Genomic DNA, 12,118 nt, shown 5'->3' with positions numbered 1-12,118 from the left:
TTTGTGATTGTTATCATGTTTTTCTTTTGTAATATTCCTGTTAAAGAGAATTACAGCCTTTTTTAAGGGTGCGAAATCACTCTTTAATGAGTAAAGAAGTTTTGTAAACTCCCGCACAGTAAGGGTTTGAGACCTTATATGCTGTTTTCTAAATATAAAAAGTGGAGTTATGTAGAAATAATTCTACTTTTATGTGTGATTAATTCTATTCTCTAATGTGTTTATTTCTATAGGTTTACCGATATATAACTGGAATTTTTTGGACTTCATTCTGTACCTTTGCAGTCCTTATTATGAAAAAATTATATATTGCTGCGCGGCTGGATTTTTATCATTCTATGCCAATGCACAGGTGGGAATCGGTACTGCTAAACCGAAGTCTGTTCTTGATGTGAACGGGAAAACCACCTTAAGAAAAGAACTTAGAGTAGGCGGGACTTCAACTCAGGCTGGTGAAGCTGGATTGAACGGCCAGGTTTTGGTTTCTCAGGGTGAGGGTTTGCCTCCTGTGTGGAAATCTTTGAATGTTTCCTTTATGGAAGAGGGGCAGTATAAGCTGATCAATTCTTATCTGTCGTCGGATCAAACGGGTATTATATCACTTACTGATGGAGTTGCAGGTGATGGCGTCTATACCAACAATGTTGGGGATAATATCACTGATATCACCAAAGGGAACTGGAAAAAATAAACGGGCTTAGCAATACTTTTACCATCAAAAACGGCAAGAACAGGCTTACGTATCAGTTTCAGACCGGCGTTGAAATGAAGGCTTCCACAGCTACTACGGTACAGAGTGTCAGATTTGCCTGCGGTGTTTTCAGAAACGGAACACTGGTAGCTGTACGTCCGGACAGAATTGCTTCCAATAACAACAGCGGAAAAGCAGGGCTTCAGGATTATATCTTTACGCTTAACTATACTGAGCAGAACGTTCCTGTAGGAGTTCATAATATTGACATTGCATGCAGAAAGATTGATACCTCAAGTGCTGCTTCGCAATTTGCGATCGGACGTAATGTACAGTCTTCAAACGGGGCTTCCAGCGCATTTACTCTGGAATCTACAATGAAAATGGATGTTATCGAATACGTGAGCTATAAAAACAACTAATGATGAAAAAACTATTATCAACGCTGCTTCTTACCATGGGCCTTTTACTGTCAGCTCAGGTAGGAATAAAAACAGAGACTCCAAAAGCCAAACTTGATGTAAACGGAGATGTTAATTTCAGAAATAAAATCGGGGTTTTTAATTCTGCTGATAACTCCGTTTTCCATGGCAATAATGACCAGCTGCTGGTTTCTCAGGGGGAAGGTTTTCCGCCGATGTGGAAATCACTTCGAATTCCTGAATACGAACCTAATAAATTTTACCTGATTTATAACAATTCATTCTCGGATGATGCAGGAATTACCTTTACTTCTTCGGAAGATTCTTCAGTAAGTCTTGCTTCCAGAGGAGGAACATTTACCCAGGGAAAACAATATAGTACGCTTACGAACTTCAAAAAAATAGACGGGCTTTCACATGTAATCAGGGTATTCAGTACTCAAAGTAAAGCGTATTTTCAGTTTGAAACTGTTGTACAGGCAGATTTTGGGGGAGCAGGAAGTACAGACAATTCAATAGATTATGCTTGTGGAATTTTTGTGGATGACAAACTGGTAAACCTGAGACAGCGAAATCTGAAGGCCATTACTACTTCATATCCTTTCCTTACCCACACCCAGATCGGGATTGTAGATAATCTTTCCAAAGGGGACCATACGGTAAGTGTTGCATGTACAAGACTAGGCTCTTATGGGGGATCAGGAAATACACTGAGTATAGGAACAAATTTATACAGCAATATCAATAAGTTTATTTCCCAGTCTTCTCTTAAAATAGACGTGTATGAAGTTCCGGAAGTATTTAACTCTATTATAAATTAAGAAGGATTATGAAAAAAATATTATTTGTTACATCTCTTTTATTAGCTGCTGCAACAAATGCCCAGGTGGGTATCAATACTCCTAATCCGACTAATATGCTGGATGTGAACGGAGATCTTAATGTTGGAAAAGAATTAAGAACTGGAGGTACTGATTTACTGAAAGGTTCTGCCGGTACAGCCGGTGATATATTGCACAATAATACGGATTTAGGTACGAATGACTGGAAAGCTATCAAAATTGCTGATGGGCAGGGGAGTATGTCTTTGTTTTCCATCAACACCGTTGCGGATAAAACCGGAATCAGCTTTTCTGGGGCCAGTGGGTCTACCAGCCCTTACAGTAATGGAGACGCTCTGACGGGAGGCTGGACTGTAATTCCCGGAACAGTAGATACGTTTTCCGTTACCAACGGTACAAACAAAGCTACTTTTTCATTCCAGACAACGGTTCAGAAGACAGGTACCAATTCTGCAAGCTTTGCCTGTGGTGTTTTTATAAATGATGCACTCAGAGCGGTGAGAACAGATGTGCTCCTGGGAGACAGCGGTGCTTATAAGATTTTTAACCTTAATGCAACCCTTACCAATCTTACCCCTCAAAATCAATATTCTGTTAAAGTAGCCTGTATAAAAAGAGCTATTGCAGGAACAGTGCTTGGAATAGGAAGAGCGGTTGACGCTACTTTCCTCAATAGCGATATGTCACAGTCTGTTTTGACAACATCAATATTACAGCCTTATTAATTTTTATAATAATACAATATTTGGAAATCTAAAAACGTTATGTTTTTAGATTTTTTTTGTTTATTAACTCTATTTCTTGTGAATTTGTTCAGATAAAGTAAAGTGTATTATCGAAAATTGAATTATATTTGGACAAGCTAAAAAATTCTATATGGTAAAAAACTATTTTTTAAAATGTTTGCCGGTATTGCTTTTCTTGGGTTCCTGACAGCATGTAATACTACCTCGGATCCTACAGAATCCATCCCGAATCCTGATGATGGTCCGCCGCCTAAAAAGATTTTGGCAAAGGTTAGTTCCAATAATGTTACTCAGGAAGAATACATTACTACAGCGGTAACCGGAGACTTACAGACTGCAGTGTCTAAAGATGAATCTGCTCCGGGAAATGCTTATTTTACCGGAACGGTAACCTATACGGATAAGAATATCACTAAAATTAAATATGTAAGTTCAGCATCATCCAGCCTTGTATATGAATTCAACATTGTTCCTGATGCTACCGGTAAAAAGATTTACAATGCTACTTCTACAGCAACAGGGGCTACCCCGTCTGTATCTGTTGTAAGTGACTATGCATTTACCTATAGTGCAACTACCAATAAACTTACTAAAATTCTTGAGAAGAGAAAAGAAGGAGGAATCAGTGCCTATAACAGATTTATTGACTATAGTTTTGTGTACAATGGTGATAATGTTATTCAGGTAGTTTGTTCCAAAGGTATACTGGATATCAATGGAAACCCGAATATGAGCACAGCTGTGATAAGCAAGTACAGCTTCCAGAACTATGATGCTCAGAAAAGCCCGTATTCAACACTCCCTTCAGTGTATTTTATCACACGAAGTCTGATCAATCCGGCCCAGTTCTATAAAATATCTCCGAACAATCCTACTTCAATGTTCATAGAACTGCCGTCACCGGCTGCTCCTGTAAATACAGCCCAAAGTTATTCTTATGATAACCAGGGGTATGTAACAGTTGAAAAAAATCAGAATTTAACTTTTACCTATAAAAATTTATAGGAGAAATATAGTTATTAATCTCACCAGAATATAAATAATAATACAATTTTTAGGCAAAAAAATTATATTTGTCAAAAAAATAATCAATTACAAGGAAATGAAACAAATTTTCTATTTTATTTTACTGATCGCAGGGTTTTCCTCAATACATTCCTGCAAGGACATGCTGGATGAGGACGGGAATCCATTGCTGGATCTTAACAATACAGAAGGATTAAGCGGTCCCAGAGCATTATACAGAGAAATTACAGATAAAGATACTATCGCAGAATATCGCTACAGCGGGCTTCTTGTGACCAAAGTAATCACAGACAGTGCTTCCGTTACTGATATTATGTACAGTGGTGATAAAATCAGCCAGATCAACTTCAATGGTTTTCTTGATCTTGACGGGAACGGAAAGCTGGATAAAGACAGTGTGTCCTACACTCAATTATTCACTTACGCAAATAACAACAGGCTGCAGCTTATTTCTGAAAGCCGCTCGATCTTCAGAAGACCTCCGCCTGTTCCGCCTGCAACGACTCCTGGGCCACAAACTTTGCTGAGAAAAGAGAAAACGGCTTATGATATCAAATACAGCGCTTCTACAGGAAAACTGGATTCTATCATTATGAGAAACGGGCCGGATGTTCCGGGAGCTCCTCTTACTTTCACGGATTATTCTAAAACAGGGTACAGCTATGTAGGAGATAACGTATCAAAAGTAGTAAGATATTACGGAACAATGTCAGGAGGTGCATTTGGAGCTGTTACAGGAAAATACAGCTATGAATATTATGCATATGATGAGCAGGTGAGCCCATTCACATTATTGCCGCATGTATATAAAATTTCAAGATTATTATCTACAATAATCAATGATAAAGAAAGTCTTATCCTTTCTCCAAATAACCCTAAGAGATGGTCGGTAACAGATCTTACTCCACCAATTCCGACGCCGATTGTTAAGAGTACAAATTACGTTTACGATCCTCAGACTTATATGACAAAAGGATATGGTGTTAATTACATCTACAAACCACAATAAAGAATTTTTTTAACAATATTCAAACTCAATCTTTCCTAAGATTGAGTTTTTTATTTTTATCCCTTAATTTTGCAAAAAATTTCTGATGAAATATTTAATCGTAGGGCTTGGGAACAAAGGCTCAGAATATGAAAATACACGACATAACATAGGCTTTAAAGTAGCTGAGAAAATAGCGGAAACACTTGAGGTATCATTCAATACATCGAATTTCGGGTGGCTGGCAGAAGGAAAACATAAAGGAAGGAAAGTTTTTGTCCTTAAGCCTGATACTTATATGAATCTTTCAGGGAATGTTGTGAAATACTGGATGCAGAAAGAAAACATTCCTTTGGAGAATGTGCTTATTGTTACCGATGACCTGGCCCTCCCTTTCGGAACGTTAAGATTGAAAGGAAAAGGATCCGATGCGGGGCATAACGGACTTAAAAATATCAATGAAGTACTGCAGACTCAAAATTACGCAAGGCTTCGTTTTGGGATCTCTGCAGACTTTGTTGCCGGACGACAGGTAGATTATGTATTAGGAACCTGGAATGAAGAAGAAGCTGAAAAGCTTACCGAAAGAATTGAAACCTTTTCCAAGGCTGCTCTTTCTTTTGTATTTGCCGGATTGAATAATACAATGTCCGCTTTTAACGGGAAATAATTTCAGAAAGGAAAAACAACAAAAATTAAAATATAATGTAATGACTGTCTTACAATAAGGCAGTCATTCATTTTATGTTTAAATACTTTATTATTTAAAATTTATTCGCTTCAAGAAGTGTTACCTATTAAATAATTGATTATTATTGTGTATTGAATCACAAGCTATTAATGTTGTATTCAAATCTACTATTTCCATGAAATTATAAAAAAATGAAGCCTTTTTTATCCTGCTTTTGGTGACTCTCTTAAGTTGTAACAAGACTGAAAATAAAAATGTGGAGAAAAGAAGCGCTCTGCCACAGCAGAATATAGTTTTGATGATAGATAAATCATTATCGATGTATTCAATAGATTTTGAGCCGAACAGATCAGAAGCAATTTTAAAGGTTGTAAGAAATGTAGTTTCTGCTAAAAAAGAAAATCAGGCATTTTCAATTGTAGTTTTTGCAGGAGACTCTTATCTCATTTGTCCTATAACACGGGATAAACAGAAATTGCTTACCTCTATTGATAAAATTACAAAAGATATAACTCTCTTCAAGCCATTGAAAGCGGGGACTAATTTTTCACATGCCTTATTAAATGCTTTATATTCCGTGGAAGGACAAGAAGGAGAAAAATCAATTTTCTTATTTTCTGACGGAACGAAAACCATAGATTCCTATCCTATCAGCCTTCCCGTGAACGAAGCTATAAAAAATAGTATAACAATTAATTCTATCATAATTACCCCAAAAGATATAGCTGTTTCACCGGTTTTTATGGATGTAAAAGGCAATTTAAAATATGAAAAAGTAAAATCAATAAAAATTGATACAGTAAAAGCTAAAGAAATTCCTACCAAGACAGGCGGATTTTTAAAAATATTCTATACTCAAAAAGATCTTGAGCAATTTGATTTAAAAAAGGCAATGGTTCATCCAAGTAACCGATCTCCGATAAAAGCAAATCCAGCTAAAGTAAACCCCGAAAAACTGAATTTGATCTATTCAGAAATCAAAAAGAAAAATGACAGTATAAAAAGCTTGTATCAATAGACTTTTAAAAATGAAATTTAAAATAGCTAGAATATTGATGCTATTTGTCAAAAATAAATGCCATCGGATTCCGATGGCATTTCTGTAAATTATAATTGGAATTAAATGAATTGCTTCTTATAACCAGGTTACAGCACCTGTTTCAACATCGTAATTGGCGCCAACGATTTTAATTTTACCTTCAGCTTCAAGATTTTTAAGGGTTGAACTTTGCTTACGGATGTCTTCAATCGCGCTTCTTACATTTTGCTGGTTAAGCCTTTCAAGAAGAGAGCTGTTGTTGGATGAACGTTCTTCATTCTCTTCAATAATTTCATTGATGATAGGATTGAAGTGATTGATAAGATGGTTCAGGTTGTCCATTCCCAGACCTTCAATTTTTGCAGCATCAAGACCTCCTTTCAAAGCTCCGCACTTGGTATGTCCTAATACGACAATAAGTTTAGAACCTGCCACATTGCACCCAAATTCCATAGATCCCAGAATATCCTGATTCACAAAGTTACCGGCAATTCTGATACTAAAGATGTCTCCTAATCCCTGATCAAAGATAAGCTCTGCAGATGTACGGCTGTCTATGCAGCTCAATACTACTGCAAAAGGCCACTGTCCCTCACGGGTTGCATTCACCTGTTCAAGAAGGTCTCTGTTTGCCTTAAGATTGTTTACGAATCTCTGGTTTCCTTCTTTTAAGAACTCTAATGCTTTTTCAGGAGTAATAGTAGATTGGGTTTCGTATGTATGTGCTTTCATATTTTTATTGTTTTCGAATTTAAAGTTAAAAAATTAATTAATTATTGAGATTATATGGCTCTCTTGTGAGTAACCAGGATATGGGAATCCTCACTTCTTTCGTAATCTCTGTATGAAGTTTTAAAGCCTATCAGTTCTACATTGATGTCCTGTTCCTTTGCGCGGATATTGGCAAAGTCCTGAATCATTTCCAGTACATCTGTTGCAATGTAGGAAGTGTTTCTCGCATCAATGACCACCGTAGAGTTGGGTTTTATATTTTTAAGTGTTTTTTTGATGGCTGCCTTATTTAAAAATGATACTTCTTCAGCCAGTTTGATATTGATCCCATCTGCATCATCCAGCCTTTCTCTGCTTAAATAATAGGCTCTTTTCATATTTCCCTGAAGGATATAGAAAATGGATATCGCCAGACCAATTCCCACACCTTTTAAAAGATCTGTAGCCACTACCGCTACCACCGTTGCCACAAACGGAATAAACTGGAATTTTCCCAAATGCCAGAAATGTTTGAATGTAGCCGGCTTCGCCAGTTTATATCCTACCAGAATTAATACCGCAGCCAATGTTGCCAACGGAATTAAATTTAAAACAACAGGAATAGACAGTACACAAATCAATAAGAAGACACCATGAATAATTGTGGACATTTTAGAGGTTGCTCCTGCATTGGCATTCGCAGAACTTCTTACGACCACAGAAGTCATTGGAAGCCCTCCGATGAATGAGCTTATAAGGTTCCCGATGCCCTGTGCCTTAAGCTCCAGATTGGTATCTGTAATCCTTCTCTGTCTGTCCAGACGATCTGAAGCTTCAATACAAAGTAAAGTTTCGATAGAAGCTACAATGGCAATCGTTGCCCCTACAATCCATACTTTAGGATTGGTAAAGCCGTTAAGGTCAGGAGTCGTAATCAGGTTCTTAAAATCATCAAAAGACTGTGGTACCGGTAAAGAAACCAAATGCTGGGTTTCGATAGCCAGCGAGCTTCCGGACATCTTAAACAGCTGATTCAAAAGGATGCTTACAATGACGGCAACCAATGCTCCCGGAAGCATTTTCATCCTTTTCAGTACGTGGATTTTATCCCATGCGATAAGGATCGCTACAGAAATGAAAGTAATAACAACTGCACCGGGATGGATCGCTCCAAACAATTCTGTAAAATATCCGAAATTCAGGCCGTTATCGAAGATGGATTCATGCCCTTCATAATCTTTATCAAATCCTAACGCATGCGGAATCTGTTTTAAAATAATAATAATTCCGATGGCTGCCAGCATTCCTTCAATGACATTATTCGGGAAATAGTTGGAAATACTTCCGGCTCTTACAAACCCTAAAACCAATTGGATAAGTCCTGCAATAATCCCTGCACAAAGGAAAAGCTCAAATGCACCAAGATCTGTTATTGCTGTTAAAACGATAGCTGTCAGACCTGCTGCAGGACCTGAAACTGAAATATTTGAATTACTGATTGTTCCTACTACCAGGCCGCCTATGATACCGGAAATAATACCGGATAAAGGTGGAGCGCCTGATGCTAAAGCAATTCCTAAACACAACGGAAGTGCTACTAAAAATACCACGAGTCCTGAAGGAAAATTCTCCTTGATTCCTCCTATTAATGATGTCTTTTTCATAATGTGAAGCTGTAAGGTATAACCGGCTTATCTGCTTTAAATAAGTCAATTATAAAAGTTGAAAAAATAATTTTTTAAAGTACATGTGTATCCGATATCAGAAATGATATGGAAATAGTATCAAAAAATCTAACTATAGGAGTTACGCTTCCGGAGGGAGAAAATATAGTAAGTAAAGGTGAAAGATGAAAGGAATCATCAATCAGAACAAAAGACACGCCCTGAACATCAGGTTCGGAAAACTTCAGATAATCGAAAACATCTAAAGGTTTCGGAATGGTCTTTTCGTAAACAATGAATGAGGATGGGTGAGAATGGGGTTCTTCTTCATTGATTATTACATTCGTTCTTGCAATATCCCAGCCCGCAACCGCAGCAATGCCTGGCAGCGCCGTAAAATTCAGAAAAAACGTTAATACAATAATACTCCAGAATTTCATTTTTACATTCTTTTTTAGAAAAACTATTTAGTCTTTCTGCTCATTACCCAATCAGAACTTGTAAGATTGTAGATCTTTTGGATGTCTTTCAAGATTTTCTCAAAATCAATCTCCAGATCAATGATTTTACCTGTTCTGAGGTCAAAAACCCAGCCATGAACAATAGGATACTCTTCTAAAATGTATCTTTCCTGCACACAGGCCATTTTGATCACGTTAATGCACTGCTCCTGAACGTTAAGCTCTACAAGCCTGTCATAACGCTTACCTTCGTCCTCAATAGCATCCAGCTCCGCCTGATGCAGTCTGTATACATCACGGATGGTTCTCAGCCAGGGATTCAGTAACCCCAGATCCTGAGGAGTCATTGCTGCTTTTACACCGCCGCAGTTGTAATGTCCGCAAACAATAATGTGTTTTACTTTCAGATGTTCTACAGCATATTGAATAACGGCTGTGGAACTCATATCTAAAGTATTGACCACATTGGCAATGTTTCTGTAAACAAACACCTCGCCTGGTTTTGCTCCCATCAGTTCTTCTGCAGTAGCTCTGCTATCCGAACATCCGATGTACAGATAATCCGGATGCTGAGTTTTTGCAAGTTCATGAAAGAAGTCAGGATCCCCAGCTAATTTGGACTCTACCCATTTTTTGTTGTTTTCGAAAATAACTTCGTACGATTGTGCCATAATTTAAATTGTAAGGTTTATAATTATTTATTTCGTTTAAATTATTTTCAAAATCAATAGACCAAATCAATAATTATACAAAAATATAATTTTTGTTAAAGAATCAATCACTTTTAACAAAGTTTAATATTAAAATATGCTTAAAATCATATTCAATATTCCGATATGCTTTTTGCTTTACAACTATTGATGTCTATAAGTTTAATCCAAACGTTTAAAAACAGTATAAAATTACAAAGTATAAATCAAAATCTGAGTCATGGGAATTAAAATATTCTTAATTTTTCAATAAACACTCTTAGCAGTACCGGGAATGATTATTCCGGAAGCTGGTTATATTCCATACTGCTCATGTTGAGGTCCAGGTATTTATTTTCCTCATTTTTATAATGCTGAGGTGTTTCGAGACCCATATATTTCATGATCAGAGGGTAAATATAAGTGGTCTGGGTCAGTTTGGTTTCATGTCCGGTGATTCTGTATTTGGCAGGTACCTTATCTCCAAACCATACAAAAAACGGTACCTGGGTAGATTCTTTAGAGTCTATGTGCAATAATTTGTCACCCTTTATTTTGAGACCATGATCAGAAGCATAGATAACTACAGAATTGGTGTTTTTCAAAGTGCGGAAAATATTATTGAAGACATAATCCGTGTATTTGATGGAGCTGTCATAGCAGTTCAGATCTCCGGAATTCCAGTTAGCAGGCAGTCTGTTGCATGGATTGGGATGGCTGCCCATAATGTGAAGAATTATAAATTTATCCTGTTTCTTCTGAATAACGTTCTTCAATTCGGGGACAATTACTTCATCATAGCCGTTTACCCATTTTTTATTTTTAGCCATGGAAGCGATGGCTGTAATTCCTCTTGCGCTTGCCTGTGTACTAAGCCAGAAGGAATTGTATCCGCTTTGGTTGGCCAGATTGATGATGTTGTAGGAAAGCTTCTCATAATGATACCTGAATTCATCCGGATGAATGCTGGATAGCATCAGGGGAACACTCAGGTTGGTGATTCCTGCCGGAGAAACGGCATGGTCAAAAATCATCATATTTTCGGCCTGCTGATCTGTATAAGGTGTTGTTTTTTGTCGTAGCCATATAAGGACATGTTTTGCTTCCTTTCAGATTCACCGATGATAAGAATTACATTTTCTATTCCAGGCTGTATTTTTTTGACGTCGAATTTTGGAACATTTTTGAGAGCATTGATATCTTTCTGGATATCTAATGCAATACCGAAATCCGTTAAATGATAGTACACATTTTTGATCATTCTTCCTCCGCCTTTATTACTTACATATCTGTGTTTAAAATAAAAAGCAAACGGCATAAGCAGCCACAATAAAGCGATGATAAAAAATTTGATATCAAACTTAATTACACTTTTTTCAGATAATTTACTGAATAAAGCAGTAATCCAAAAAATAAAAAACAGGATACCTGGCAGGATAAACATATAAGACATGCTTATGGCTTCATTTACATTAGATTCCAGGATGCTTATTGCCATTCCTACATTGAAGCCTGAGTGGTAAATAAAAAAACAGGATACTGATATCAGGAAATTAATGCTTAATAATAAACATAGAATAACGGCAATTACTGAGGTGTATTTGTTTTTAAAAAGAAATGCATTGAATACGAGGAAAGAACAGAACATAATTCCGTATTCGAAAATATTCCGGATACTTTCCAGCTTTTCTGCACCAAATAAATTATCAAATATATAAGTGAAGGAAAGTAAAAAACCTGTAAGATAAATCAGGATGAGAAGAATCGGAACTATTTTTTTTAACATGTTTGTATTTGTTTTTCTATGCTTTGAGATTAATTTTTATATCATCTTCCTTAGGTGTTTCCTGAAGGTGTTATGCCGGGTATCGGAATTATATATTGTTTGGAAAAGAATTAATTTCAGAAATAATTCTTAAGTGTACAGATACCTCAACAGCTCAAAAGAAACTTTTGAAGATAAATTGTTACGGTTGTTTGTGCAACGGAGTGCTGTCCGTTTATAGAGTTGATTGCACAGGTATGGAATGGGAAAATTTGGGCTGTATTTTTTTCATCAAAAATTATCTTTTTTAAATTAATAATAGGTCTGGATTGTGTTTTTGAATATTAAGCGATTTCTTTCAGAACAAGTTGTATTGTAAGATT

14 protein-coding genes are annotated in these 12,118 nt (G+C 36.6%); 8 read left to right on the top strand and 6 right to left on the bottom strand.

Features of this window, described 5'->3' with window-relative positions; genetic code table 11:
- The first annotated feature begins 259 nt into the window (after nt 1-259).
- The 8 genes from OWR28_RS21445 to OWR28_RS21410 all read left to right on the top strand — a co-directional run bounded on the left by OWR28_RS21445 (nt 260) and on the right by OWR28_RS21410 (nt 6,424).
- Nucleotides 260-691 (top strand): hypothetical protein, encoded by a 432-nt coding sequence (locus OWR28_RS21445; RefSeq protein WP_332388435.1) that lies wholly within the window; start codon nt 260-262, stop codon nt 689-691.
- A 74-nt stretch (nt 692-765) separates the two neighbouring features.
- Complete coding sequence (locus OWR28_RS21440) at nt 766-1,113, top strand: hypothetical protein (protein ID WP_332388434.1); 348 nt, start codon at nt 766-768, stop codon at nt 1,111-1,113.
- Nucleotides 1,113-1,934: a hypothetical protein gene (locus OWR28_RS21435; protein ID WP_332388433.1), complete on the top strand. Its 822-nt coding sequence runs from the start codon at nt 1,113-1,115 to the stop codon at nt 1,932-1,934. Before OWR28_RS21440 ends, OWR28_RS21435 begins: the two co-directional genes overlap by 1 nt.
- A gap of 8 nt (nt 1,935-1,942) precedes the next feature.
- On the top strand, nt 1,943-2,680 hold the full coding sequence (locus OWR28_RS21430; RefSeq protein ID WP_332388432.1) for a hypothetical protein: 738 nt from the start codon (nt 1,943-1,945) through the stop codon (nt 2,678-2,680).
- A 174-nt stretch (nt 2,681-2,854) separates the two neighbouring features.
- A complete protein-coding gene (locus tag OWR28_RS21425; protein WP_332388431.1) occupies nt 2,855-3,706 on the top strand; it encodes a hypothetical protein in 852 nt (283 codons plus the stop codon).
- Nucleotides 3,707-3,803: 97 nt separating this feature from the next.
- The gene (locus tag OWR28_RS21420) at nt 3,804-4,736 is read left to right on the top strand and encodes a hypothetical protein (protein ID WP_332388430.1); all 933 of its coding nucleotides are present in this window, start codon (nt 3,804-3,806) and stop codon (nt 4,734-4,736) included.
- A gap of 85 nt (nt 4,737-4,821) precedes the next feature.
- Nucleotides 4,822-5,385: an aminoacyl-tRNA hydrolase gene (gene pth / locus OWR28_RS21415; RefSeq protein ID WP_332388429.1), complete on the top strand. Its 564-nt coding sequence runs from the start codon at nt 4,822-4,824 to the stop codon at nt 5,383-5,385.
- A gap of 319 nt (nt 5,386-5,704) precedes the next feature.
- Nucleotides 5,705-6,424 (top strand): VWA domain-containing protein, encoded by a 720-nt coding sequence (locus OWR28_RS21410; protein ID WP_332388428.1) that lies wholly within the window; start codon nt 5,705-5,707, stop codon nt 6,422-6,424.
- A gap of 117 nt (nt 6,425-6,541) precedes the next feature.
- On the opposite strand, the gene OWR28_RS21405 is transcribed toward OWR28_RS21410, so the two are convergent.
- The 6 genes from OWR28_RS21405 to OWR28_RS21380 all read right to left on the bottom strand — a co-directional run bounded on the left by OWR28_RS21405 (nt 6,542) and on the right by OWR28_RS21380 (nt 11,756).
- Nucleotides 6,542-7,177, bottom strand: a complete 636-nt coding sequence (locus OWR28_RS21405) for a carbonic anhydrase (RefSeq protein WP_332388427.1) — start codon at nt 7,175-7,177, stop codon at nt 6,542-6,544.
- 50 nt (nt 7,178-7,227) lie between these two features.
- Nucleotides 7,228-8,820 carry a SulP family inorganic anion transporter gene (locus OWR28_RS21400; RefSeq protein WP_332388426.1) on the bottom strand — a complete coding sequence of 531 codons (1,593 nt, stop codon included), beginning with the start codon at nt 8,818-8,820 and terminating at the stop codon, nt 7,228-7,230.
- Between the two features lie 74 nt (nt 8,821-8,894).
- A complete protein-coding gene (locus OWR28_RS21395) occupies nt 8,895-9,260 on the bottom strand; it encodes a hypothetical protein (RefSeq protein ID WP_332388425.1) in 366 nt (121 codons plus the stop codon).
- A gap of 23 nt (nt 9,261-9,283) precedes the next feature.
- Nucleotides 9,284-9,952, bottom strand: a complete 669-nt coding sequence (locus OWR28_RS21390) for a carbonic anhydrase (RefSeq protein WP_332388424.1) — start codon at nt 9,950-9,952, stop codon at nt 9,284-9,286.
- 317 nt (nt 9,953-10,269) lie between these two features.
- Nucleotides 10,270-11,007, bottom strand: coding sequence for a sulfatase-like hydrolase/transferase (locus OWR28_RS21385; RefSeq protein WP_332388423.1), 738 nt, complete (start codon nt 11,005-11,007; stop codon nt 10,270-10,272).
- Nucleotides 11,004-11,756 (bottom strand): hypothetical protein, encoded by a 753-nt coding sequence (locus OWR28_RS21380; protein WP_332388422.1) that lies wholly within the window; start codon nt 11,754-11,756, stop codon nt 11,004-11,006. Before OWR28_RS21380 ends, OWR28_RS21385 begins: the two co-directional genes overlap by 4 nt.
- Nucleotides 11,757-12,118 lie beyond the last annotated feature (362 nt).

The organism is Chryseobacterium sp. 1B4 (assembly GCF_036631475.1).
GTDB lineage: Bacteria > Bacteroidota > Bacteroidia > Flavobacteriales > Weeksellaceae > Chryseobacterium.
Note: the sequence above shows the minus strand (reverse complement) of the source record. Positions and strands in the feature narration are given on the sequence as shown.